Origin of the sequence: Streptomyces sp. NPDC000134 (assembly GCF_042899225.1) — a bacterium.
Classification (GTDB): Bacteria; Actinomycetota; Actinomycetes; order Streptomycetales; family Streptomycetaceae; genus Streptomyces.
The window spans coordinates 65,413-88,954 of record NZ_JBIAZN010000010.1; the positions used below are offsets into that span (position 1 = coordinate 65,413).

Sequence of the window (23,542 nt, forward strand, 5' to 3'; positions counted from 1 at the left end):
TGATTCGGCCGGTGTCGGGGGTGCGTTCGGTGCCGGGGGCGCCCCCGACGCCGGGGGTTCGGCCGGTGGCGGGGCTTCCGCCGACGCCGCCGACGCGGGCGCGGGCGCCGGTGCGGGCGGCGCGGGCGGCCCGTCCGGCGTGCCGGACGGGCGGGCACCCGGGCCGGACGCGGACCCGGGCACGCGGCCCACGCAGGTGTGGGCGTCCCCGCAGCCCCCTCCGGCGACCCCGTACGGCCGGCCGCCGGCCGCCCCCGGCCAGCCGCCGGTCGTTCCCGGACAGCCGCAGCAGCCCGGGTACTTCGAGCCGTATCCCGGCGGGGGTGCGGCGGGGCAGCCGCCGGTGTATCCGGGGTACGGCGCGTACCCGGGCTATCCGGCGCAGCCGCCCGCGAAGAAGCGGCGGGGCGTGCGGACCGGGATAGCCATAGCGGTGGCGGCGATCGTGCTGGCGGGCGTGGGCGTCGGGGTGACCGTGGTGGCCCGTGACGACGGCAACGGTTCGGGGAACGACCGGGCCGTCTCCCCGCAGCAGACCCAGGGCGGCCCCGGCGGCGGCGAGGGCGGACCGCAGGACCCCTTCGGCGGCAACGGCGGCGGGGGCAACGGAGGCGGCGGCGGGATCGGCGGCGGCAGCGGTGGTGGCGGGAACGGCGGTGGCGGGAACGGCGGTGGCAGCGGCGGCCAGGACGGGCAGTCGCCCGGCCCCCGGCAGTCGGAGCCGCCGAAGATCGAGAGCGGTTCGGTGCCGGACGCCGTCAGCGGCATCAGCATGCCGGTGCCGGAGGGCTGGTACGGCCAGGAACTCTCCGTCGGCGCCCAGCTCTCGTCGAAGCAGAGCTACAAGTGCCCCGGCGACACCTCCGCCACCTGCACCAAGGGCGGCGCCTACTCGGCACCCGCGATGGTGCTCGGCACCAAGGGCGACACCGCCGAGGAGGTCGCGAAGGCGGACATCGCGGCGAACGCCGAGGAGTCCTACGGCGGCAAGAGCTACGGCTCCATCACCTCCCACGAGGTGCTGTCCTCCAAGGCGGTCACCGTAGCCGGGCAGAAGGGCTACCAGGTCCGCTGGAAGGCCGTCACCAGCAAGGGCGCCGACGGCTACGTCGAGTCGCTGGCCTTCCCCTCACCCGCCGACCCCGACCGGATCGTGGTCGTCCGGTTCGGCGTGGACGTGGGCGAGAAGCAGTCCGTCATCGACGAGATCACCAAGGGCATCAAGGTCTCGTCCGGCGGCACCGGCAGCGGGCAGGACGTATAGCGGGCGGAGCGAGAAGCCCCCGGCCCGCCACCGGGGCCCGACGACCGCGAGTCGGTCCCCGGTGGCGGGATGGCGGCCAAACCCCTTTCCGGACCGGCCGCCCGTCCCGTCGGCACACACTCCCCTGCACACGCCGACGGGAATCCCCGAATCCGGGAGTCAACGGCGAGCGTGTGGCACCCCGGGCCGTCGCGGGGCCGGCGGCGCATCCGCCGGCCACCTCTCCTCCTGCTCCTCGGCCAGCCTCGCCGCCCCCGCCGCGATCACCCGCGCCACGGAGAGCGGCGGGCACAGGAGACCGGCCGCCTCCATCGGGACCGACCAGTAAGACGCCGTGCCCCGCACCGGGAACTCGACGGCGTCCAGTTTCGGTACGCCCAGGTACGCGCCGCGCCCCAGACAGGCGACGTCGTCCTTCCGCCAGTCGTCCGCCGCGTCCCGCCACGTCCGTGGCACCTTCGCGGGGACCAGGGCGTAGTACCGGGGGCCGTGCACATCGCAGATGACCGGGCCGCCCTTGAGTGCCTCATGGAGCATGGCGTCGATGTCGGCGGGGTCGGTGCTCGCGGCGACCGCCTGAACGATGCGGCCGGGGATGCGGACGGCGGAGAAGAGGCTGCCGAGGGCGAGCACGGTCAGGTTCTGTTCCCGCCACTCAGCTCGGCCGAGGCGGGGGGATGTCGGGTGGGCGGAGAGGAGCCATTCCTCGGCGCTACAGGGAGTGTCGTTCACTGGGACACCGCCCGCCCGGCCCGGTGCCGCGGGCGCGCCCAGGGAGCGCCGTGGCCGTCGGCGACCACGCCGCCGGAGGCGACCCGGTACAGGTGCCGGGTCGACTTGGCGTCTGGCTGTGTACGGACGGTGGCTCTCATCGGTCGGCACTCCTTCGCAGCGTCGGCCACGCCCCGGAGCCGTAGCGCGGCAGCCGGGGCTGCATCGTTCACGGGACGACGCGGGCCCTGTTGAGTAGCCTGGTCGTTACGGCATGTGATGGGGAGGTCCACAGTGTCCGCCGCTGTCCGCAGCGCTGCGGACGGTGCGGACAGGGAGCGCAGGGCGGATGGAGAGTTTCGGCGAGGCGTTGCGCCGTCTCCGCGGGGACCGCAGTCTCCGGGCTGTGGCTGCGCTGGCGTCGTGCGGCAAGTCGTACGTCAGCGATCTCGAACGAGGACGGCGGCATCCCACCTTGCAGACCGCTCGGGCCTTGGACGACGCCCTCGGCGCAGACGGGGAACTCGTCGCGCTGGCGGAGACACGGCCAGGGATGCCCCCGTTCGACCAAGCCGACGCGCTGCAAGCGGGGCTGGAGGAGGTGCTCGCCACCGGGCCGCTCGCGGACAGCAGCCTGGACGAGATCGAGTGGGCAGTCCAGCGCCATGGCCGAGCCACCCGCTACCGCACCGAGGCAGAGCACTTCACCGAGTTGCTCGCCGAATTCCAGGACTTACGTCTGCTGCTCACCCGCCGCCACAGCCCCACTGCCCGGCGGCGCCTCCTCGTCGCCTCGGCGCACATGTCAGGCCTGACCGCTCTGACCCTGCTCAAAGTCGGTGACGGGCGCGCGCTGTCGTGGTGGCGGACCGCGCGCAAGGCAGCGGCGGCGGCCGAGGACCGGGCCACCCTGTCCTGGGCCTGCGCACAGGAGGCGTACCAGTCGTATTACAGCGGAGACCTGCACGGCGCCGTCGAACTCGCCGCCCGCGCGCAGCACCTCGCGGGTGGCCTGCCATGCGTCGGGCCCGCACTCGCGGCGCCGCTACAGGCCCGCGCCCATGCACGGCTGGGAGACGGCGAGGCCGCGACACGGGCGCTGGCGGCTGCTGAAACCGCCCTCAGCCATCTGCCCCACCAGGACAGGATCGGCAGCGCGTTCGGGTACAACGAGGCCCAACTCCGCTTCCACGCCGGCAACGCGCTCACCCATCTCGGCCGGACGGCCCAGGCCCGCGACGAACTCGCTCAAGCGGACCGCCTGTACCCCGCTGCCGAACACATGGACCGGGCCCTGGTCGCCCTCGACATGGCCGTGTGCACCGCCCTGGAGGGAGACCCTGCTGCCGCTGCCGACCAGGCCGCCCGGACCGTCACCACCCTGTCGCCCGAGCACCGCACCGCCCTGATCGTCTACCGGGCCCGGGACGTGGCCGCTACTGTGCCGCCCGGTGCACGAGAGGTGCATGAGGTGCGGGCACTGCGGGAGATCCTCGCGCTGCCCCCAGGGTGATACGGAGCGCGGTGGTGGAGATCAGCACGGCAGTGCCCGCTGACACGGAGGTCATCTCGGCGATCCTCGGCGAGATCGAGCAGTATTACGGAGGCGAGCCCACGCCCGGCGACATCGCGCAGATCCGCGACGCGCTGTTCGGCGAGCGGCCGGTGGCCACCGTCCTCCTCGCCCGGGACGGCACCGACGTGCTCGGCCTTGCGTCGTACTCGCGGGTGTGGCCGGCGGCGGGCGCGGACACCAGCCTGTACCTGAAGGAGCTGTACGTCCGGGAGCAGGCGCGCAGGCGCGGGGTGGCCCAGGCGCTGATGACCGCGATCCAGGCCGAGGCGGCTGCGCTGGGTTGCTCACGGATCGAGTGGACGGCGGACACGGACAATCCGCCAGCACTGGCGTTCTACGCGGCGCTGGGGGTGGAGCAGCACCGAGGCAAGGTCTTCTACCGGCTGAACCGCTGACCCCGGCCCTGATCGCGCCGGCTCCGGCATGTCGAGGCACGCGCCTGTTCAGTGAACCCCGTCTCCACGGACCCACGGACCCGGGAACGGACTCGGGCACCGCCGAGGCCCGTGACATGTGTCGGCCGGGTGGGACGCCCCTCCGCTCAAGGGGCGGCCCACCCGGCCGGGGGTGCGCGCCGCCCCCGTCCCCACGGTGCGGCGCGGACAGGTCGCCGTCCAGTCATCCCACGGACGGCGGCCTGCGTCTTCAGGTGAGGCCCAGTGCCGGCAGCACCACGGCCTCCACGAAGCGGACCAGGTAGTCACCGTCGGCGTACTCGCCCTCGATCACGGGCCTGACCCGCAGCACGCCGAACATCTGGGCCGGCACGTACTCCAGCGCCGGGTGGTCGGCGGGGACCTCGCCCCGCTCCACACCACGCCGCAGGATCTCCCGCAGCGAGGCGATCTCCGGTTCGACGATCGCCTCGTGCAGCGCCAGCTTCAGCTCCGGGTCCTGGAGGACCGCGTGACCGAGGGCCTGGAGCAGCCGGCTGTCCTTGCCGGACCACTCCCCCGCCGCTCGGGCCGCCTGCCGCAGGTCCTCGGCGAGCGAACCGGTGTCGATGCCCGCGAAGCGTACCTGCCTGCGGGAGCGCAGGGCCGCCGCCACGAACTGCGGCTTGGTCTTCCACTGCCGGTAGAGCGTGGACTTGCTGCACCGGGTGCTGGCGGCGATGCCCTCCATCGTCACGGCCTCGTAACCGCACTCGCGGATCTGCTCGACGACCGTGTCGAAGAACTCCTGCTCACGCTCGGGCGTCAGCTTGGAGCGGCGCGAGGCGCCGACCGTCTCCGGTCGGTCGTCCGCGGCCTGCGGCGTCATCGGTGCTGCCCCTCGCTCGGAGCCGGATGCGGCGGTCAAAGCCCGTAACTCCCCCCGTGGGTCGAGTGTGTCAACGGCCATCGATACGCCAGTGTACCGGTACTCAGGCGTATCGGTACACTGGCGTATCGGAACGAAACCGTATCGATGAGCCAGATCACCACACGCACCACCGTCAGCGAAGGGGCCGGGGGATGAATGCCCGCACCGAGCCTGCAGAAGCGGAAACGGAGCCGGACGCACCGGCCCGTCCGCCACTGGTCCGAGAACTCCTGCTCGTAGCGGGACTCTTCCTCGTCTACAAATTCGGGCGGCAGCTCGCGACCGGCCACACCGCGGAGGCGTTCGGCAACGCCCGGCACGTGTGGCACCTGGAACGGTGGCTGCACCTGCCCGGGGAGGGCGCGGTCCAGTCCCTGCTGCTGCACGGTGACGCCCTGGTGCACGTGGCGAACACCTACTACGCCACCGTGCACTTCCCGGCCACCGCCGGCTTCCTCGTCTGGCTCTACCTGCGCAGGCCCGCGCAGTACGTGTGGTCCCGCCGGGTGCTGGCCGCGGTGACCGGCGCCGCGCTGGTGCTGCATCTCACCTTCCCGCTCGCGCCGCCCCGGATGCTGGGCGCGACCGGGCTGGTGGACACCGCGCGGGTGTACGGGCCGTCGGTGTACGGTCCGCCACGCGCGGACACACTGTCGAACCAGTTCGCCGCGATGCCGTCCCTGCACTTCGGCTGGGCCCTGATGGTGGCGGTCGGCCTGATCGCCGCGACCCGGTCCCGCTGGCGCTGGCTGTGGCTGCTGCATCCGCTGCTGACGCTGCTGGTGATCGTCGGCACCGCGAACCACTACTGGCTGGACGTCCTCGTGGCGTCGGCGCTGCTCGGCCTCGCGCTGGCGCTGATACGTATGCCCCGGCGGGCCCGGACCACGGCGGCGCCGCCCGGACCGCCCCGGTGGGCGCGGGAGCCCCGGCCGGCCGAGCGGCGCGGCCTGGTGGGGGCGGGCCGGTGAGCGCCGCCCTCGTCGCCGTGGTCCTCTCGCTGGTCTCCGCCGTCGCCTACGCCGCCGCGGCCGTCGCCCAGGAACGGCTGGCCGCCCGCCGGCCCGGCACCGGTCTGGTGAAGCTGCTGGCCGGCGGCGCGTGGTGGTGGTCGGTGTCGCTGAACGCGGCCGCCGCGCTGCTGCACGTGGTGGCCCTGAAGTACGGGCCGCTCACCGTCGTCCAGCCGCTGGGCGCGCTGACCCTGGTCGCGGCGGTGCCCCTGGGGGCGAAGCTGGCGGGCCGCCGGGTCGCCCCGGTCGAGTGGCGCGGCACCGGGCTGACCCTGCTCGGGCTGGGCGCGCTGCTGCTCACGGCGTCCGGACCGGCGCCCGACGACGTGCTGAGCGTGCCGGAGGCGCTCGCGGTCGCCGGTGCGACGGCGGCGCTGATCGGCACGCTGTCCCGGCCCGGGGCGCGGCCGGGGCTGCGGCACGCGACCGCGTCCGGCGTCGCCTCAGGTGTCGCCTCGGCGCTCACCCAGACGGTGACGGTGGCCGCGACCGACCGTTCGGGCCCGCTGCTCAGCGTCCAGGTCGTCGGGGTGGCGGTGCTGGTGGCGGCCTTCGCCGTCGGCGGACTGCTGCTGTCGCAGACGGCGTACCGGGGCGGGCTGGGCGCGCCGCTGGCGGTGGTGACGCTGGCCAACCCGGTGGCCGCCGCGGTGATCGGCGTCGCCCTCCTCGGCGAACGCCTCCGGGGCGGCGCGGCCGGTGTCCTCCTTGCCCTGACCGGCGCGGCCCTGGCCGCCTGGGGCGTCGTCCTGCTGACCCGGGCGGCGCCGCCGACCGCGCACCCCCTGCCCGACGCCGCCGCGCCCCCCGCGCCGGACCGGCCGACGCGGGACCGGCCGACGCCGGACCACGCGACGCCGGATCACCCGGCGGCCACCGCCCCGCACCGCGTCGTCCTGCCGGGCCCGAAGCCCGCACCGGCCTCGACACCCGCATCGACCCCAAGGCCCGCGTCAGCCCGGAAGCCCACATCGGCCCCGAAATCCACACTGTCCCCGAGGCCCGCACCGGCCCCAAAACCCACGTCGGCCCCAAAACCCGCACCAACCCCGAAGCCCGCACCGGCCCCACCGGTCCCGCCCCCCGGACCGCTTCCCCTGCCGGGGCAGCCGGGGCCGGGGCAGCTCACCGCGCTGTAGCGGCGGCGGTCACCGCGTGACGGTCGCCGGGTCGCTCACCCCCGGCCGGCCGTTCTCCACGTGGCCGGCGAAGCGCCGCAGGTAGGACGGGTCGGTCTCGGAGGTGACCGTCAGGTCGTACCAGCGGCGGCTCGCCGTGAGGTCGACGGTGTGCCGGACGGTGGCGCCGGGGCGCACGGTGATGGTCCGGCGCCGCCCGCCGTACCCGTCGGCGAGCCGGAGCCGGACCGTGCGGGCGCCCCGGTGGGTGAAGGTCAGCTCGATGTCGTCGCGCACGTGCCGCGCGGTGACCTCGGGGGCGGTGGCGTCGGCGGCGCCGCGGAAGGCGCGCAGGAAGCCGTTCGGGCCGTGCACGGTGAGGTCGTGCACGCCGTCGGAGTACGCGGCGTTCCAGGTGTCGGAGATCCGCTTGCCGGCCTCGGTGGTGTACGTCCAGGGCCCGTCCGTCCGGTTGCCGGAGGTGACGAGGAACGCGGCGCCGGCCTGGGCGCCGGAGGCGAAGGTGAGCGTCAGCTTCCCGGTCGCCGGGTCCGCCGAGCCGTCGACCAGCGGCGCGTACCGCAGCGGCCGGGCGGGGCGCAGGCCGCGCTCCTGCCGGGGCATGTCCGGGTCGGCCGGGGGCGTCGGACGGTAGTCGGGGTGGCGGTCGCGGTCCTGCGGCGCGTACTCCTCGGTGCCGGGCAGCCGGGCCGGCGAGCTGTCCTTGCGGGAGAAGTCGAAGGCCGAGGTCAGGTCGCCGCAGATGGCCCGCCGCCACGGGGAGATCTGCGGTTCGCGCACCCCGAAGCGGCGTTCCATGAAGCGCACGATCGAGGTGTGGTCGAAGGTCTCGGAGCAGACGTAACCGCCCTTGCTCCAGGGGGAGACGACCAGCATCGGCACGCGCGGACCGAGCCCGTAGGCGCCCGCGGCGTAGCGGGAGCTGCCCGGGAAGACGTCGAGGGAGACGTCGACCGTGGAGCGGCCCCGCGCGGCGGACGTGGGCGGCAGCGGCGGTACGACGTGGTCGAAGAAGCCGTCGTTCTCGTCGTAGGTGATGAACAGGGCCGTCTTCGCCCACACCTTCGGGTCGGCGGTGAGCGCGTCCAGGACCTGGGCGATGTACCAGGCGCCGTAGTTCGACGGCCAGTTGGAGTGCTCGGAGAACGCCTCGGGCGCGGCGATCCAGGAGACCTGCGGCAGCTTGCCGGCCTTGACGTCGGCGCGCAGCAGGTCGAAGTAGCCGTCGCCGTTCTTGACGTCGGTGCCGGTGCGGGCCCTGTCGTACCAGGGGTCGCCCGGCTGGGCATCGCGGTACTTGTCGAAGTAGAGCAGGGAGTTGTCGCCGTAGTTGCCGCGGTAGGCGTCGGGAATCCAGCCCCAGGAGCCCTTGGCGTCCAGGCCGTCGCCGATGTCCTGGTAGACCTTCCAGGTGATCCCGGCCCGCTCCAGCCGCTCGGGGTACGTCGTCCAGTCGTAGCCGAGTTCGTCGTTGCCGAGGACGGGGCCGCCGCCGTTGCCGTCGTTGCCGGTGTGGCCCGACCACATGTAGTAGCGGTTGGGGTCGGTGGAGCCGATGAACGAGCAGTGGTAGGCGTCGCACACCGTGAACGCGTCGGCGAGGGCGTAGTGGAAGGGGATGTCCTCGCGGGTCAGGTACGCCATCGTGGTGGTGCCCTTCGCGGGCACCCAGCGGTCGTACTTGCCGCCGTGGTACGCCTGCTGCCCGTCGGGCCAACTGTGCGGCAGGCCCTCCAGGAACTGCATGCCGAGGTCGTCGGCGTCCGGGCGGAAGGGCAGCACCTCGGTGCCGTCGGCCTTGGTCTGGTGCCAGACCGACTTGCCGCTGTCCAGGGTGACCGGCCGCGGGTCGCCGAAGCCGCGGACGCCGCGCAGCGCGCCGAAGTAGTGGTCGAAGGAACGGTTCTCCTGCATGAGGACGACGATGTGCTCGACGTCCTCGATCGACCCCGTGCGATGGTTCGCCGGGAGTGCGGCGGCCCGCTCGATGCTCGCGGACAGGGCACTGAACGCCGCGGTGGCGCCCGCGAGTTGGAAGAATCGTCGCCGGTTGACTTCGGGCATGGGGTGACTGGCCTCTCGCCTGGGGGTTGTTCGGCGGCCGGTGATCGTGCCGGGACCCGCGCGGAAGGAGTGTTCCAGGGGCACGAAACGGCAGGGAAGGGCCGGATGGCGCCCGTGTGAAGCTCGCCGGTACGCCGGGTACGGGCGGTCATCCACGGGACCTTCCGTCTGGCGGAAGTCCCCTTGCCCGGGTGTGGGCCGCGTCACGAATCTGGGGGCGACCACGGCTCGCGGGGCGACGAGGCCCCGCTTCTCAGGGACGGGAACGCCATGCCGCACATGACCGCCTTCGCCAGGAACCAGTGGTACGTCGCCGCCTACGCGCACGAGGTCGGCCGGGAGCTGCTCGGCCGGACGATCCTCGGGGAGCCGCTCGTGCTGTACCGCACCGAGGAGGACGGCACGCCGGTCGTCCTGCACGACCGCTGTGTGCACCGCCGCTTCCCGCTGTCCGAGGCGCCGACGCGGCTCGACGGCGACCGGATCGTCTGCGGCTACCACGGGTTCACCTACGACACCACCGGCACGTGCGTGTACGTGCCGGGCCAGCAGCGGGTGCCGCGCACCGCGCGGGTCGCCTCCTACCCGGTGGCCGAGCGGGACTCGCTGGTGTGGGTGTGGATCGGGGACCCCGCGCTCGCCGACCCCGACGGCATCCCGCGGGCCCGGCACCTGGACTCCCCCGGCTGGGTCACCGTCCGGGGCATGGAGCCGATCGACGCGGACTACGGGCTGCTGGTCGACAACCTCCTCGACCTCTCGCACGAGACGTATCTGCACGGCGGGTACATCGGCACCCCCGAGGTCGCCGAGACGCCGATCACCACGGAGGTCGACGAGGGCGCGGGGATCGTCCGGGTCAGCCGGCACATGGACGACGCCGAGTGCCCGCCGTTCTACGCCAGGTCCACCGGCATCAGCGGGCGGATCTCGCGCCGGCAGGACATCGAGTACCACGCGCCGTGCCTGTACCTGCTGCACAGCCGGGTCGCGCCGGTCGGGGTGCTGCCCGAGGCGGACGGCAGCGACCCGGGCGGCTTCCACACCGAGATCACGTACGCGATCACCCCGTCCGCCGAGGGCAGGGTGTACGACTTCTGGGCGGTCTCGCGGGACTGGGCGACGCAGGACGCCGAGGTCACCGAGTTCCTGCGGAAGAACAACCACACCGTCGTCATGCAGGACGTGGACGCCCTCAACCTGCTCCAGCGCACCCTGGGCACCGAGCGCGCCGGCTACCAGGAACTCAGCATCAACATCGACACCGGCGGCCTGGCCGCCCGCCGCATCCTCGCCCGCCTGGTCGAGGCGGGCGAGAAGCCGGTGGAGCACGCCCGGTGACCGCCACCGGCGAGATCTACCGCGTCCACTGGCTGCCGGGCACGGACGTCCTGCACGGCACCTGCCACTGCGGGGCCGAGCACCGCGCCGAGGACCCGGTGGCGATGTGGGAGTGGCTGCTCGGCCACCCGCACGGACCCGAACCCCGAGGAAACGGTTCATGACCCGGTACGAAGCCGAACTCGTCGTCGCGGACGCCCGCCCCGCCGCCGCCGGGGTACGCGTCCTGACCCTGCGCCACCCGCTCGGCGGGCCGCTGCCCGGCTGGACGCCCGGCGCACACATCGACCTGCTGCTCGCGCCGGGCCTGGAACGGCAGTTCTCCCTGTGCGGCGACCCCGCCGACCGGGACGTGTGGCGGATCGCGGTGCTGCGCGAGGAGGCCGGGCGGGGCGGCTCGGCGTATGTGCACGAGCGGATGGGGCCGGGCGCCGGGGTGCGGGTGCGCGGACCGCGCAACCACTTCCCGCTGGAGCCCGCGCCGCGCTACCGGTTCGTCGCCGGCGGCATCGGCATCACCCCGATCCTGCCGATGCTGGCCGCCGCCGAGGCCGCGGGCGCCGAGTGGACGCTGCTGTACGGCGGGCGCAGCCGCGCCTCCATGGCGTTCACCGGGGAACTGGCGGCCTACGGCGACCGGGTCACGCTCGCCCCCGAGGACGAGACCGGACTCCTGGACCTCGCCGCCGTCCTCGACGGCCTGCCCGAGGACGCCCTCGTCTACTGCTGCGGCCCCGGGCCGCTGCTGGACGCGGTGGCGGAGCGGTGCCCGCCGCGGGTGCTGCGGACCGAGCGGTTCCGGCCCAAGGAGCGGCTCGCGGGCGCGGACGGCGAGTTCGAGGTCGTCCTCGCCCGCAGCGGCCGCAGCGTCACCGTCCCCGGGGACGTCTCCGTCCTCGACGCGGTCCGCGCCGCCGGGGCCGAGGTGCTGTACTCCTGCACCGAGGGGACCTGCGGGACCTGCGAGACCGAGGTGGTCGAGGGTGTCCCCGACCACCGGGACTCGGTGCTCACCGAGGAGGAGCGGGCCGCCGGGGAGACCATGCTGATCTGCGTGTCCCGCTGCCGGGGGAAGCGGCTCGTGCTGGACCTGTGACCCCCGGCCCCGGCGCGGCGGCGGTCAGGAGAGATACGCCTCCACTTCGCTGAACTGGGCGGCCGGCCAGCCGGTGTTGCCGGTGACGTGCAGTCGCAGATGGCGCAGGCTGCCGGTCAGGGGGACGGTCACCGTGTTGCCGGTGGCCGGGTCGAAGCGGTACTCCTTCGACGCGACGACCGTGGTGTACGCCGAGCCGTCGGTGCTGCCCTGCACCGACAGGGTCTGGGTGCGGGCGCCCCAGGCGGACTGCGGCGGCAGCTTCAGCACCAGGCGGCGCACCGGCTCGATACTGCCCAGGTCGACGGTGAGGGACTGCGGGAAGGCGTTGTTCGCCGACTCCCAGTAGGTGTTGGCGTCGCCGTCGACGGCCTTGCCGGGCGTGTAGACGTCCTGGGAGCCGGTGGCGGTGGCGGTGCGGCCCCTGGCCAGGTTGCGGGTGGGGTCGGGGCCGGGGTCGCCCTGTCCGGGCCGGGGCCAGGTGGAGCAGTCGGACCAGGTGGTGTTCCAGCCCGAGTTGCCGCCGCCGTCGGTGAGGGTGAAGGTGCCCGAGCCCGCCGGGAAGGGGCAGTTGTAGACGCCGGCGGCGCCGACGCCGGTGGCCGTGACGTTGCGGAAGGTGGCGGCGCCCGGGGCCTCGGCCTGCACGACGACCGTACCGACCCGGTTCACGGTGGCGCCGTCGACGGTGGTGTTCTTCGCCGCGTAGCCGCGTCCGCTGCCGGAGACGAACTCGAAGGCGCTGTACGGGCTGTCGGTCACCGTGGTGCCGGTGATCCGCACCTGGGCCTCGATCGCGCTGTCGTAGGAGTCGACGCGCAGCGCGCCCATCGGGTGGTTCCAGTTGGGGTTCATCGCGCCGGTGCGCACCAGGGTGTTGCCGTCGACCGTGATGGTGCCGGCCAGCGGGTGGAAGGGGTCGAGGAACTTCTGGTTGGAGACGGCGATGCCGCTGCCGAGGGCGTTGGTGTCGGCGACCAGGTTGCCGCGTACGGTGATGTCGGTGCCGCCGTAGACCGCGATGCCGTTGGCCAGGTTGGGCTGGCTGACGGTGTTGTACTCGAAGCTGCTGTTGACGTCGGGCGCGTTCAGCGACCACATGGCGAGCGCGTCGTCGCCCTGGTTGCGCAGGAAGTTGTTGCGGACCTTCACGCCCCGGGCGTTGCCGTTGAGGTTGAGGCCGTCGGCGGTGGTGTCCAGGATGCGGTTGTTCTCCACGACGAGGTTGTCGTTGGTGCCGGTGAGCCACAGGCCGACCTTGAGGTGCTGGAGCCACATCCCGGAGACGGCGGAGTTCGGTCCGAGGGAGCCGTTGACGAAGTTGTCGGGGCTGGAGTCGACGCGTTCGGTGACCTCGCCGATGACCGCGAAGTCCCTGATGCGGACGTTGCCCGCGGAGTTCGACTGGTCTATGAAGCGGGAGGCGCGGACCACCGAGTGCCAGGGCCCGGCGCCCTGGACGGTCACGTTCTCCACGCCGCTCAGGGAGGAGGTCACCCGGTACTCGCCCGGCGGTATCCACACCGTGCCGCCCCGCGCGGCGGCGATGGCCTCCCGGAACGCCTGCGTGGAGTCCCCCTGCCCGGTGGGGTCGGCCCCCTTGTCGGTGACGGAGACGGAACCGGCGGGCCTGCTCGCCGCAGCGCCGGCCTGCTCGAAGTCGGCGACGTCCACGGTGACCTGCGTGTCGGCCGCCTCGAAGGCGACCTTGTCCCCGGCCCGCACGGTCTGCCCGAGCAGCAGCCGGCCGTTGTCGTAGAGGTGGTGGGTCTTGGAGCCGGCGATCCAGGGGGTGTCGACGTAGGAGTACTTCGAGGTGACGGGGAGCGTCCGGGCGAGCTTCTGCCCGTTGACGTAGACGTTCATCGAGCCGGACTGGCCGTCGGGGACGCTGTAGGCGACGTTCACGGCGTCGGCGGTCCGGGGCGCGGTGAACTCCACCCGCTGCCCGGCCCCGAGCCGCACGGCCTGCCGCCCCGACGCCTCCGAGGCGAGGGTGCCCTGCGTGTAGTCGGGCCCGATCTTCGTACCGCTGGTGGCGGCGGCCTCCGCCTCCACGGAGGTGAAGGGGAGGGTGGCCCCGGCGGCGGCCTGCGCGCTGCCGGGGGAAAGGGCGACGAGCGTACCGGCGGCGAGAGCGACGACCGTGCCGACGCCGACCGGATACCGACCGGTTCTGAGGAGATACATGTGCGGTTCCCTTTCAAGTGGGGGTCAGGGACAGCGCGCCCCCTGAGGGGCGCGGGGAACTGCGCGATCAACCACAACGCACCCGCGGAGTCACTGTCGGCGCAACCACACCGCCGTGTCCGACGGCAACCACCCGTCCCCGTCGAGCGAGCCGCTGCCGAGCAGCACGTGACCATGCGGCGGAAGCTCGACGGGAACGTCGGAAAGGTTCACCACCACGGCGACACCACCACGGTCGAACGCGAGCACACCGTCGCCGGTGGGCAGCCACATCAGCGGCCCGTCCCCGAAGACGGGCCGGAGACGGATCGCCTCGCGGTACAGGGTGAGCATCGACCCGGGGTCGGCGGCCTGGAGGTCGGCCGCGTACCCGGCCCATCCGGCGGGCTGCGGCAGCCACGGCTCCGCCCGGGACCCGAACCCCGCGTACGGCTCGTCCGCCGCCCACGGCAGCGGCACCCGGCAGCCGTCCCGCCCCGGGTCCACGCCACCGGACCGGGCGTGCATCGGGTCCTCGATCCGGTCGAGGGGGATGTCGGCCTCGGGCAGCCCCAGTTCCTCCCCCTGGTACACGTAGACCGCGCCGGGCAGGGCCATCGACAGCAGGGCGGCGGCGCGGGCCCGCCGGGTGCCGAGGGCGAGGTCGGCAGGGGTGCCGAAGACCTTGGTGGCGAAGTCGAAGCCGGTGTCGGCCCGCCCGTACCGGGTGACCGTGCGGGTGACGTCGTGGTTGCAGAGCACCCAGGTGGCGGGGGCGCCCACGGGGGCGTGTTCGGCGAGCGTGGTGTCGATGGAGGCCCGCAGCTTGTCCGCGTCCCAGGGACAGGTCATGAAGGCGAAGTTGAAGGCGGTGTGCAGTTCGTCCGGGCGGAGGTAGCGGGCGAACCGCTCGGTGTCCGGCAGCCACACCTCGCCGACGAAGACGCCCCCGTACTCGTCGGCGACGGCCCGCCAGGAGCGGTAGACGTCGTGGAGTTCGTCGCGGTCGACGTACGGGTGCGGGTCGCGGCCCTCGGTGAAGTCCGGCAGGGCGGGGTCCTTGACCAGCAGGGCGGCCGAGTCGATGCGGACGCCGGCCACCCCGCGCTCGAACCAGAAGCGCAGGATGTCCTCGTGTTCCTGGCGGACCGCCGGGTGCGCCCAGTTGAGGTCGGGCTGCTCGGGGGCGAACAGGTGCAGGTACCAGTCGCCGTCGGGCAGCCGGGTCCAGGCGGGTCCGCCGAACTCCGAGCGCCAGTCGTTGGGCGGGAGTTCGCCGCGGGCGCCGCGTCCGGGGCGGAAGTGGAACAGCTCCCGTTCGGGGCCGCCGGCGAGGGCGGCGCGGAACCAGGGGTGCTGGTCGGAGACGTGGTTGGGGACGATGTCGACGATGGTGCGGATGCCCAGTTCGCGGGCCTCGGCGATGAGTTTCTCGGCCTCGGCGAGGGTGCCGAAGGCGGGGTCGACGGCCCGGTAGTCGGCGACGTCGTATCCGCCGTCCTTCATCGGGGAGAGGTACCAGGGGGTGAACCAGAGGGCGTCCACGCCGAGTCCGGCGAGGTAGGGCAGTTTCGCCCGGACGCCCGCGAGGTCGCCGGTGCCGTCGCCGTCGCCGTCCGCGAAGCTGCGGACGTACACCTGGTAGATGACGCCGGAGCGCCACCAGTCGGCGGACCGGGCAGGGGTGGGCTGTCCCACGGTGGGTGCCTTTCTTCTCGGACGGGGGCGGTGTCAGCCCTTGGTGCTGCCCGCGCTGAGGCCGGCGATGATGTGCCGCTGGAAGACCAGGAACAGCGCGACCATGGGGATGCTGGCGATCACCATCGCCGCGACGAGCACGGTCAGCGGGATGTTCTGCGACAACTGCACCAGCGCCACGCTGATCGGCTGCTTGTCGGTGTCGGAGAAGACCATCAGCGGCCACAGGAAGTCCTGCCAGACCGCGACCAGCGCGAAGATCGACACCACGCCCAGCACCGGACGGGACATGGGCAGCACGATCGACCACAGCACCCGCAGCTTCCCGGCGCCGTCGATCGCGGCGGCCTCCAGCACGTCCCGGGGGATCTGGTCGAAGAACCGCTTGAGCAGGTACAGGTTGAAGGCGTTGGCGACGGCCGGCAGCCAGATCGCGAGGGGGTCGTTGAGCAGCCCCAGGTCGGCGACGGTCAGGTACTTGGGCACCACCAGGGCCTGGGTGGGGACCATCAGCGTGGCGAGGACGCCGCCGAGGATCACCTTGCCGAACACCGGCCGCAGCTTGGACAGGGCGTACGCGGCGGCCGTGCACAGCACGAGCTGGAACAGCCAGGCGCCGGCCGCCTGCACCACCGTGTTCCACAGGTGGACCGGGAGCCGCATCAGCTCCCAGGCGTCGGTGAAGCCGCTGGTGCGCCACTGTTCGGGGACGACGGTGGGCGGGGTGCGCGCCACCTCGTCCGGGGACTTCATCGCGCCGGTGACCATCCAGTACACGGGGAAGAGGAAGGCGAGCGCGAACAGCAGGACGACGCCCGTGAAGACGGCCCAGTAGGCGGCCTTTCCGCGGGGCCGGGCCAGGACGGCCGGGGACACCAGGGTGCGGGTGGAACTCATGCGTCCTCCCCGTCGGAGCGGGTGAGCCGGAGGTACCCGGCGGAGAACACGCCGAGCAGCAGCAGGAGCATCACGCTCAGCGCGCAGGCGCCGCCGAAGTCGTTGTAGAGGAAGGCGTACTTGTAGATCAGGTACAGGACGGTGACGGTGGCGTTCTCCGGGCCGCCGCCGGTGATGACGAACGGTTCGGTGAAGACCTGCATGGTCGCGATGATCTGGAGGAGCATCAGCATCAGGATCACGAACCGGGTCTGCGGGACCGTGACGTGCCGCACGCGCTGGAGCAGACCGGCGCCGTCCAGTTCGGCGGCCTCGTACAGCTCGCCGGGGACGGACTGGAGGGCGGCGAGGTAGATCAGGACGGTGCCGCCCATGTTGGCCCAGGTGGCGACGATGACCAGGGAGACCAGCGCGGTGTCGGCGCCGTTGGACCAGTTCGAGGTCGGCAGGTGGGCGAAGCGCAGCGCCTCGTTGGCCAGGCCGGCGCCGGGGTCGTAGAACCACTTCCACAGCAGGGCGCTGACCACCGGCGGGATCATCACCGGCAGGTAGACCACGACCCGGAAGAACGCCTTGGCGTGGCGGAGTTCGTTGAGGACCAGGGCCAGGACGAAGGGGACCGCGAAGCCGATGAGCAGCGCCAGCACGGTGAAGGCGAGGGTGTTGCGCCAGGCGTCGGCGAACTCCGGGTCGTGCAGGACGCGGGTGAAGTTGGCGGTGCCGACCCACTCGGGCTCCGCGCCCGGGGTGTACTTCTGGAAGGCGATGACCACCGCGCGGATCGCCGGGTACCAGGAGAACAGCGCGAAGCAGATCAGTCCGCCGAGGAGGAAGGCGTAGGCGCGGCCCTGGTCGGCGAGGCGGCGCCGCCCGGGGGGCCGGCCCGGGGGCGGTGCCTGGACCGGGCGGACCGCGAGAGCCTCGGCCGGGCGTCGTTCAGCCGTCTTCATCCCCGGTCAGCTCCGGGCCAGAATGCCGTCGATCTTTCCGGAGGCGTCCTTGAGAAGCGTGTCGATGTCGGCGTCCTCCTTGGTGAGGACGGCGGAGACGACGCCGTCGAGGACGGAGTAGATCTGCTGCGCGTTCGGCGGCTCGATCTTCATCTCCAGGTTCTGGTTGCCGTCGAGGAAGGGCTGGTAGTTCTCCACCGGGACATTGGCGTTGGCCTTCTTGACCTGCTGGTCCTTGGCGTCGGCGGCGCCGGTGAACAGCCGGGGCTCGGGCAGGCCGACCGGGGCGTCCTTGCTCTTGGCGCGGGCGTAGTCGCCGAGGAAGCCGTCCCCGGGGGTGAGGAACATGTGGTCGAGCCACTTCAGCCCGGCGCGGATCTGCTCGGGACTGGCCTTCTTGTTGAACATGTAGCCGTCGCCGCCGATGAGGGTGGCCTCGCCGCCGGGCATGGGCGCCAGAGCGAGGTCCTGGTAGTCGCCGCCCTTCTCCTTGACCAGGATCGGGATGTTGTCGGGGGCGGCGAGGTACATGCCGAGCTTGCCCGAACCCATCATCTGCTGGACGTCGTTGATGACCAGGAGCTGCTTGCTGCCCATGGAGTCGTCGGTCCAGCGCATGTCGTGCAGCGTCTGCAGGACGGCGCGGCCCTCGGGGGTGTCGACGGTGGCCTGCTTGCCGTCGGCGCCGACCACGTCGCCGCCCCGTGAGTACAGCTCGGCGGTGAAGTGCCAGCCGCCCTGGTTCTGGGCGCTGTAGTCGGCGTATCCGACGGTGCCGTCGCCGAGCGCGGCGATCTTCTCGGCGGCGGCGCGGACCTCGTCCCAGGTGGCCGGGGGGTCGTCCGGGTCGAGGCCGGCCTTTACGAACAGGGCCTTGTTGTAGATCAGGCCCATCGAGTAGCCGGTGCGCGGGATGCCGTAGACCTTGCCGTCGACGGTGTAGATGTCCCGCAACTGCCGCTGGAGGGTGCCGTAGCTCTTCAGTTCCTTGACGTACGGCGTGAGATCGGCGGCCTGGTCGATGTCCACGACGTGCCGGGCGTCGGTGAAGTACGTGTAGAAGACGTCCTCCATCTGCCCGCCGGCCAGCTTGGCGTCGAACGTCTTGGGGTCCTGGCAGGGGAAGGCGTCGTGCGGGACGACGTCGATGTCCGGGTTGGCCTGCTCGAAGGCGGCGACGTCCTGCTCGAAGAACTGCCGGTCGGTCCTGGCGCTCTTGGGCGGCATGCAGTTGACCGTGATGCGGGTCTTGCCGCTCGCGGAGTCGTCGTCGCCCGACCCGCAGGCGGAGACGGCCAGGGCGAGCGAGCAGACGCTCAACGCGGCGAAGGTACGGCGGAACCCGGTGCGTGACATCGGTGACCCCTTAGGGACAGGAGCGGTGGGCGCCGCACACTCAAGCACCGGCGCCACCGGTCCGCAAGATGTCACGCAGGATCTGTAATTATTTGACAGTCAGATGGATCTCCGGGACGCCTCAGTGCCGGGGGGCTTGCGCGGTGGAGCCGCGCACCACCAGCTCGGGCTCGAACAGCAGCTCCTCGGCGGCCACGGAACCGCCGCTGATCTGCGTGTTCAGCAGTTCCACCACCGCCCGGCCCATGGCCTCGATGGGCTGGCGGACGGTGGTCAGCGGCGGCTCGGTGCAGTTCATCAGCGCGGAGTCGTCGTAGCCGACGACCGAGATCCGCGCGGGCACGTCGAGCCCCTTGCGCCGGGCGGCCCGGACGACACCGAGGGCGAGGGGGTCGCTGGCGCAGATGAAGCCGGTGACGCCCCGGTCGATCAGCCGGGAGGCCGCCGCGTGGCCGCCCTCGATGGAGAACATGGCGCGGGCCACGTGCTCGTCGGGCAGTTCGCCGAGCGCGCGGGCCGCGGCCAGCTTGCGCCGGGAGGGCTGGTGGTCGCCGGGGCCGAGCACCAGCCCGATCCGCTCGTGGCCGAGGGAGGCGAGGTGCCGCCACGCCTGCTCGACGGCGACGGCGTCGTCGCAGGAGACTCCGGGGAAGCCGAGGTGCTCTATGGCCGCGTTGACCAGCACCACCGGGATCTTGCGTTCGGCGAGCCGCTCGTAGTGGCCGTGCGGCGCGTCGGCCTGGGCGTACAGTCCGCCGGCGAAGACCACGCCGGAGACCTGCTGCTGGAGCAGCAGGTCCACGTAGTCGGCCTCGGAGACGCCGCCCTTGGTCTGGGTGCACAGCACCGGGGTGAGGCCCAACTGGGCCAGCGCCCCGCCGATGACCTCGGCGAACGCCGGGAAGATGGGGTTCTGCAGCTCGGGCAGGACCAGACCGACCAGCCGGGCGCGCTCACCGCGCAACTGGGTCGGCCGCTCGTAGCCGAGGACGTCCAGGGCGGAGAGCACCGCCTGCCGGGTGGCCTCGGAGACCCCGGGCTTGTTGTTGAGCACCCGGCTGACCGTGGCCTCGCTGACCCCGACCTTCTTCGCCACCTCAGCAAGTCGTCGCGTCATGCCCGCAAGACTAGCGCAAGAAATGCAAGCTGTTTGCGTAACGGGTGCGGGGGCAGAGGCGGTCGGCCGCGGTCAGCCACACGGTCAGCCGTGGCCCTTTGCGCGGTCAGCCGCGGTCCGTCGCACGGTCAGCCGCAGTCCTTCCCGCGACCAGCCGCCGCCCTTCGCGCGATTAGCCGCGGTCCTTCGCCGCGGTCAGCGGCGGTCCTTCGCGCGGTCAGCCGCGGTCCTTCGCCGCGGTCAGCGGCGGTCCTTCGCGCGGTCAGCCGCGGTCCGTCGCGCGGTCAGCCGCGGTCCGTCGCACGGTCAGCCGCGGTCCGTCGCACGGTCAGCCGCTCGGCCGGCCGCGGTCAGCCGAGCGGCCGGTGACGGTCAGGCGCGCGGTCCGGCGCGAGCCGCCGCGCGGTCCGGCGCGGTCAGTCGGCGGGTGGGACCACGCGCAGATGGGCGGTGCCGCGCCGGGGCCGGCGCTCGCGGTCCGGGGCGCGGCGGGACTCGCGCGCCACCAGTGTCTGCCGGGTGTAGCCGAGCCGCGCGAGCGACCGGGGGCTCTCCACGACGACCCGGCACTCGGTCACGCCGGGGCGGGCGTCCGGGTGGTGCAGCGGCCGGACCGCGCCGTCGTGCTCGACGGCCGTCTCGCCGACCGCGCGGACCCAGTGCGGCAGCCCCTGCCGGTAGGCGGCCTCCATGATCGGGTCCTGGGCGATGTCCCGGCGGATCGCCTGGAGCCCGGGGTCGTGGCCGTGCGCCTCCAGCGTGGCCGCGAAGTGCGCCAGCATCGGCAGGCACCAGCTCGACTCGTGTTCCCCGAGGACGGTGCCGGCGTCCGGGTGGAAGAGCACGAAGCGCAGGAAGTTGTCGCCCGGCATGGCCGTCGGATGCGGTCCGACCCCCCGGAAAAGTGTCCGGAAGGCACCGTTGGCCAGGACCACGTCCCAGCGGTGGTCGACGACGAACGAGGGATGGGGGACGGCGTCCAGGTAAGTGGCGTAGTCCTGCAGATACGCCCGAGCCTCGGGGGTCGCGGGCGAGGGCCGCGGTGCCGACCGCTGCCCTCCTGCCTGAAATGCCATCGGGAGGTCACCCCTCTTGCCTATGCGGCCTTCACGCGGCGCCCCGATCCTGCTGCCCCGCCGCAAGCCATGTCAACTATCGTGGCATTTCATGCCGGTTGACGGCTGGAATTGGCCACAGTTGTGGCGAGACCTGGATGCGGGTTCGGCAGTCGGGCTACTCTCCGGGAAGTTCACGGCAACCGCTTCGCTTGTGAGAAGCCTGTGAGTCCTGTGAGAGACGTAGGAGATCTGTCGGTGACGGCTGGCTTCGAGGGTCCGGGCACCACGCCGACGGCCGCGCTGTCGTCCGCGGTCTCCCGTGTCTCCGCGCTCGCCGACCGGCTCGGCGTGCCGCACTCCGAGGTGTTCGACACCGCCCGGCTCTCCGCCGCCTCCGGCGTCCCCGAGACCGTCGTCAAGGCCCTGCTGAACGGCCGGCCGGCCGGTGAGCCCGACGTCCAGACCCGGTTCGTGCAGCGCCTGGACCTGCTGCGCCGCACCCGGCTGAAGCCCAACGGCCGCCGCTACACCCAGCAGGAGATCGCCGACGGCGCCGGGATGTCCCGGCAGCAGGCGGGCGCGCTCATCAACGGCGACCGGCGCCCCACCATGGAGCACTGCGACGCCATCCAGCGCTTCTTCCGGGTGCACGCCGGGTTCCTCACCGCCGAGGACCCGGAGGCGCTGGCCGGCGCCCTGCTCCACACCGAGCAGGAACTGCTCCAGAAGCTCGCCGACCGCGAGCGGGCGGCGGCCGGGACCGCCGAGGACCCGCTGGAGAAGCTGCTGCAGGACCACGGCGTCCGCGGGATCGCCTGGCGGGCCGCCCAGTTGCCCACCGACCAGCACCGCGACAAGGTCGCCGAGTGGCTGGACATGCTCCTGGAGAGCGTCAAGCGGCCCGAGTCGTGAGCCTGGGGAGAGATGTTGGGCATCGGTAGGGACATGCGCCGCCTCTGCGGCGAACTGGTCGCTGAACTGACGCTCCCGGTCCCGGCACCGCCCGCCGATCTGTACGCCGCGCTCTGCGCGGCGATGAGCCGGCGCCGCGGCCGTCCGCTGCTGTTCCGTACCGCCGTCTTCCCGCCCGGCACCGCCAGCGGACTCTGGCTGGACCTGACCGACCGGGACCTCGTGGTGGTCGAGGAACGCACCGCCCCCGACCACCAGTTGGTCATCCTCGGACACGAGCTGTGGCATCTGTGGGCCGGGCACCGCGGCCACCGCGGCGACGGTGCCGCGACCGCCGCCCGGCTGCTGGGCGGGGACGCCGACGAGGACGCCCTGCGGGCCACCGTCCGGGCGGTCGCGGCGCGGTCCCGGTTCGACGAGACCGACGAACAGCAGGCCGAGAGCTTCGGCCTGCTGCTGGCCAGCAAGTGCCGGACGCTGCTGGCCGGTTCGGCGCTGCGCGGGCCGGTGCAGCGGGACCATCTGGCGGGGCGGATCGAGGCGTCGCTGGGGTATCTGGGCTGAGCCCGGCCCGGCGGCGCGCGGGGCGTGGCGTGCGCGGCTCGGCGCGATTGTCAGTGGTGGGCGGCAAGCTGGAGGGGTGGCGCCGCCGTGCGGGGCGGTGTCCTTCGCCCATGTGGAGACGGGGAGAGCCGACCGATGACCACCGCCGTGCCGACCGACCGTGAACGCACCGCCGTCCAGGCGTATCTGCGGCTGCTGCACACCGTGCGCGCCGCCTTCGACACGGCGGGCGGGCCGCCGACGGCCCCGCGCCCGCCCCTGGTCCCGCCGTCCGTCCTCGCCGAGGCCGAGCGGGCGCTGGCCGCGGCGGGACTGCGGGGCAACGAGGAGGAGTTCTTCCGGCTGCTGGCGAACTGGTGCCCGGAGCCCTGAGCGGACCGGCGGATCAGCCGGGCGGGATCGTGACCGCCGTCGTCAGCAGGCCGCCGCGGGCGGTCCACCGGCCGTCGAAGTGGGTCAGGGTACGGTCGCCCACCCGCGGCCCCGGCACCAGCAGGGCGGCGCGGAAGGTGCCGCTGCCGGGTGCGCCGGGATGGACGGTGAACTCGATGTCGGCCTCGCTGAAGTCCAGCCACCGCCGGGTGAGCGGGAACCACGCCTTGTAGACCGACTCCTTGGCGCTGAACAGCAGCCGGTCGGCGTGCACCCGCGCCCCGTCCGCCGCCAGCTTCCGCAGCCGCTCGGCCTCGGCGGGCAGCGCCACTGCGTCCAGCACGCCCTCCGGCAGCGGCGCGTCCTGCTCGGCGTCGATGCCGATCGAGGCCAGGTCGGTGGCGTGGGCCAGGGCGGCGGCGCAGTAGCCCTCGCAGTGGGTCATGCTGCCGACCAGGCCGGCCGGCCAGCGCGGCGCCCCGCGTTCGCCGGGCAGCACCGGCTGCGGCGGCACGCCCAGCTTCTCCATGGCCCGGCGGGCGCAGGAGCGGACCGCGGTGAACTCCCGGCGGCGCTTGGCGACCGCGCGGACGATCAGCGCCTCCTCCTCCGGGTACAGCGGGGGGTGTCCCGCGGTGTCGTGGCCGTGGGCCGCGACGGCGGCGACCGTGTCCGGCAGCAGTTCCTCGATCACCGGGCTCGCCCTCCCTGTCCCCGCCTCGTGACGCCCCCACGAGATCACAGAGCGGGGCCGGGCGACAAGACCGCCGGGACCCGCGCGGGCGGAGGGGGCCGCGATCCGTAACACGCGCGTTGCACGGGGCCGTCCCGGACCCCCTATGATCGCCCCGACACCCCGCCTCGGGCTTCTCCCACACGCGCAGCGGTGCGGTGTCCCTCCATCCCCCCTGGCCGGGCACGGCCTGCTCAGCCCTGCCCG

23 protein-coding genes and 1 pseudogene are annotated in these 23,542 nt (G+C 73.0%); 12 read left to right on the forward strand and 12 right to left on the reverse strand.

Going from position 1 to position 23,542, the window contains the following annotated elements:
• Window positions 1–343 precede the first annotated feature (343 nt).
• Window positions 344–1,264, forward strand: coding sequence for a hypothetical protein (locus tag ACFY32_RS16745; RefSeq protein WP_390674651.1), 921 nt, complete (start codon window positions 344–346; stop codon window positions 1,262–1,264).
• Between the two features lie 159 nt (window positions 1,265–1,423).
• Here ACFY32_RS16745 and ACFY32_RS16750 read toward each other — a convergent pair whose 3' ends face one another.
• Window positions 1,424–1,996 (reverse strand): hypothetical protein, encoded by a 573-nt coding sequence (locus ACFY32_RS16750; RefSeq protein ID WP_390674554.1) that lies wholly within the window; start codon window positions 1,994–1,996, stop codon window positions 1,424–1,426.
• Complete coding sequence (locus ACFY32_RS16755) at window positions 1,993–2,136, reverse strand: hypothetical protein (protein ID WP_359201554.1); 144 nt, start codon at window positions 2,134–2,136, stop codon at window positions 1,993–1,995. Before ACFY32_RS16755 ends, ACFY32_RS16750 begins: the two co-directional genes overlap by 4 nt.
• Before the next feature lie 188 nt (window positions 2,137–2,324).
• Here ACFY32_RS16755 and ACFY32_RS16760 point away from each other — a divergent pair.
• From ACFY32_RS16760 to ACFY32_RS16770, 3 genes and pseudogenes are all read left to right on the forward strand, one after another.
• Window positions 2,325–2,447: pseudogene (locus ACFY32_RS16760) on the forward strand (helix-turn-helix domain-containing protein); the annotation flags it as partial.
• Window positions 2,448–2,528: 81 nt separating this feature from the next.
• Window positions 2,529–3,488 carry an XRE family transcriptional regulator gene (locus ACFY32_RS16765; RefSeq protein WP_390674657.1) on the forward strand — a complete coding sequence of 320 codons (960 nt, stop codon included), beginning with the start codon at window positions 2,529–2,531 and terminating at the stop codon, window positions 3,486–3,488.
• Between the two features lie 32 nt (window positions 3,489–3,520).
• Window positions 3,521–3,946: a GNAT family N-acetyltransferase gene (locus ACFY32_RS16770; RefSeq protein WP_359201558.1), complete on the forward strand. Its 426-nt coding sequence runs from the start codon at window positions 3,521–3,523 to the stop codon at window positions 3,944–3,946.
• Window positions 3,947–4,196: 250 nt separating this feature from the next.
• Here ACFY32_RS16770 and ACFY32_RS16775 read toward each other — a convergent pair whose 3' ends face one another.
• The gene (locus ACFY32_RS16775; protein ID WP_359201560.1) at window positions 4,197–4,814 is read right to left on the reverse strand and encodes a TetR/AcrR family transcriptional regulator; all 618 of its coding nucleotides are present in this window, start codon (window positions 4,812–4,814) and stop codon (window positions 4,197–4,199) included.
• A 194-nt stretch (window positions 4,815–5,008) separates the two neighbouring features.
• On the opposite strand from ACFY32_RS16775, the gene ACFY32_RS16780 reads away from it, so the two are divergent.
• Both ACFY32_RS16780 and ACFY32_RS16785 read left to right on the forward strand, forming a co-directional pair.
• Entirely contained in the window at window positions 5,009–5,827 is an 819-nt protein-coding gene (locus ACFY32_RS16780) for a phosphatase PAP2 family protein (protein WP_390674555.1), read from the forward strand.
• Window positions 5,824–7,008: a hypothetical protein gene (locus ACFY32_RS16785; RefSeq protein WP_390674556.1), complete on the forward strand. Its 1,185-nt coding sequence runs from the start codon at window positions 5,824–5,826 to the stop codon at window positions 7,006–7,008. The genes ACFY32_RS16780 and ACFY32_RS16785 overlap by 4 nt, the downstream gene beginning before the upstream one ends.
• A 9-nt stretch (window positions 7,009–7,017) precedes the next feature.
• Here the strand turns inward: ACFY32_RS16785 and ACFY32_RS16790 are convergent, their stop codons facing one another.
• The gene (locus tag ACFY32_RS16790) at window positions 7,018–9,072 is read right to left on the reverse strand and encodes a phosphocholine-specific phospholipase C (protein WP_359201566.1); all 2,055 of its coding nucleotides are present in this window, start codon (window positions 9,070–9,072) and stop codon (window positions 7,018–7,020) included.
• A gap of 270 nt (window positions 9,073–9,342) precedes the next feature.
• Between ACFY32_RS16790 and ACFY32_RS16795 the strand changes: the two genes are divergently transcribed.
• From ACFY32_RS16795 to ACFY32_RS16805, 3 genes are read left to right on the forward strand one after another with little or no spacing between them, the layout of a single operon-like run.
• On the forward strand, window positions 9,343–10,413 hold the full coding sequence (locus ACFY32_RS16795; RefSeq protein ID WP_359201568.1) for an aromatic ring-hydroxylating dioxygenase subunit alpha: 1,071 nt from the start codon (window positions 9,343–9,345) through the stop codon (window positions 10,411–10,413).
• Entirely contained in the window at window positions 10,410–10,577 is a 168-nt protein-coding gene (locus ACFY32_RS16800; protein ID WP_359201570.1) for a hypothetical protein, read from the forward strand. The genes ACFY32_RS16795 and ACFY32_RS16800 overlap by 4 nt, the downstream gene beginning before the upstream one ends.
• On the forward strand, window positions 10,574–11,509 hold the full coding sequence (locus tag ACFY32_RS16805; protein WP_359201572.1) for a PDR/VanB family oxidoreductase: 936 nt from the start codon (window positions 10,574–10,576) through the stop codon (window positions 11,507–11,509). The genes ACFY32_RS16800 and ACFY32_RS16805 overlap by 4 nt, the downstream gene beginning before the upstream one ends.
• A 24-nt stretch (window positions 11,510–11,533) precedes the next feature.
• Here ACFY32_RS16805 and ACFY32_RS16810 read toward each other — a convergent pair whose 3' ends face one another.
• The 7 genes from ACFY32_RS16810 to ACFY32_RS16840 form a co-directional block, all read right to left on the reverse strand.
• Window positions 11,534–13,699, reverse strand: a complete 2,166-nt coding sequence (locus tag ACFY32_RS16810) for a discoidin domain-containing protein (protein ID WP_390674557.1) — start codon at window positions 13,697–13,699, stop codon at window positions 11,534–11,536.
• A 90-nt stretch (window positions 13,700–13,789) separates the two neighbouring features.
• Window positions 13,790–15,376 carry a glycoside hydrolase family 13 protein gene (locus tag ACFY32_RS16815; protein WP_390674558.1) on the reverse strand — a complete coding sequence of 529 codons (1,587 nt, stop codon included), beginning with the start codon at window positions 15,374–15,376 and terminating at the stop codon, window positions 13,790–13,792.
• 33 nt (window positions 15,377–15,409) lie between these two features.
• Window positions 15,410–16,273, reverse strand: coding sequence for a carbohydrate ABC transporter permease (locus ACFY32_RS16820; protein ID WP_359201578.1), 864 nt, complete (start codon window positions 16,271–16,273; stop codon window positions 15,410–15,412).
• A complete protein-coding gene (locus tag ACFY32_RS16825) occupies window positions 16,270–17,223 on the reverse strand; it encodes a sugar ABC transporter permease (RefSeq protein WP_359201580.1) in 954 nt (317 codons plus the stop codon). Before ACFY32_RS16825 ends, ACFY32_RS16820 begins: the two co-directional genes overlap by 4 nt.
• Before the next feature lie 6 nt (window positions 17,224–17,229).
• Window positions 17,230–18,579, reverse strand: coding sequence for an ABC transporter substrate-binding protein (locus ACFY32_RS16830; RefSeq protein WP_390674560.1), 1,350 nt, complete (start codon window positions 18,577–18,579; stop codon window positions 17,230–17,232).
• A 121-nt stretch (window positions 18,580–18,700) separates the two neighbouring features.
• Window positions 18,701–19,696 carry a LacI family DNA-binding transcriptional regulator gene (locus ACFY32_RS16835; protein WP_359201584.1) on the reverse strand — a complete coding sequence of 332 codons (996 nt, stop codon included), beginning with the start codon at window positions 19,694–19,696 and terminating at the stop codon, window positions 18,701–18,703.
• A 416-nt stretch (window positions 19,697–20,112) separates the two neighbouring features.
• Window positions 20,113–20,772 (reverse strand): hypothetical protein, encoded by a 660-nt coding sequence (locus ACFY32_RS16840; RefSeq protein WP_359201586.1) that lies wholly within the window; start codon window positions 20,770–20,772, stop codon window positions 20,113–20,115.
• 237 nt (window positions 20,773–21,009) lie between these two features.
• Between ACFY32_RS16840 and ACFY32_RS16845 the strand changes: the two genes are divergently transcribed.
• The 3 genes from ACFY32_RS16845 to ACFY32_RS16855 all read left to right on the forward strand — a co-directional run bounded on the left by ACFY32_RS16845 (window position 21,010) and on the right by ACFY32_RS16855 (window position 22,602).
• The gene (locus ACFY32_RS16845) at window positions 21,010–21,666 is read left to right on the forward strand and encodes a helix-turn-helix transcriptional regulator (protein WP_359201588.1); all 657 of its coding nucleotides are present in this window, start codon (window positions 21,010–21,012) and stop codon (window positions 21,664–21,666) included.
• 33 nt (window positions 21,667–21,699) lie between these two features.
• On the forward strand, window positions 21,700–22,230 hold the full coding sequence (locus ACFY32_RS16850; RefSeq protein ID WP_359201590.1) for a toxin-antitoxin system, toxin component: 531 nt from the start codon (window positions 21,700–21,702) through the stop codon (window positions 22,228–22,230).
• 135 nt (window positions 22,231–22,365) lie between these two features.
• Window positions 22,366–22,602: a hypothetical protein gene (locus ACFY32_RS16855; RefSeq protein ID WP_359201592.1), complete on the forward strand. Its 237-nt coding sequence runs from the start codon at window positions 22,366–22,368 to the stop codon at window positions 22,600–22,602.
• Between the two features lie 13 nt (window positions 22,603–22,615).
• On the opposite strand, the gene ACFY32_RS16860 is transcribed toward ACFY32_RS16855, so the two are convergent.
• Window positions 22,616–23,296: a 4'-phosphopantetheinyl transferase gene (locus tag ACFY32_RS16860; RefSeq protein ID WP_390674561.1), complete on the reverse strand. Its 681-nt coding sequence runs from the start codon at window positions 23,294–23,296 to the stop codon at window positions 22,616–22,618.
• Window positions 23,297–23,542: the final 246 nt, after the last annotated feature.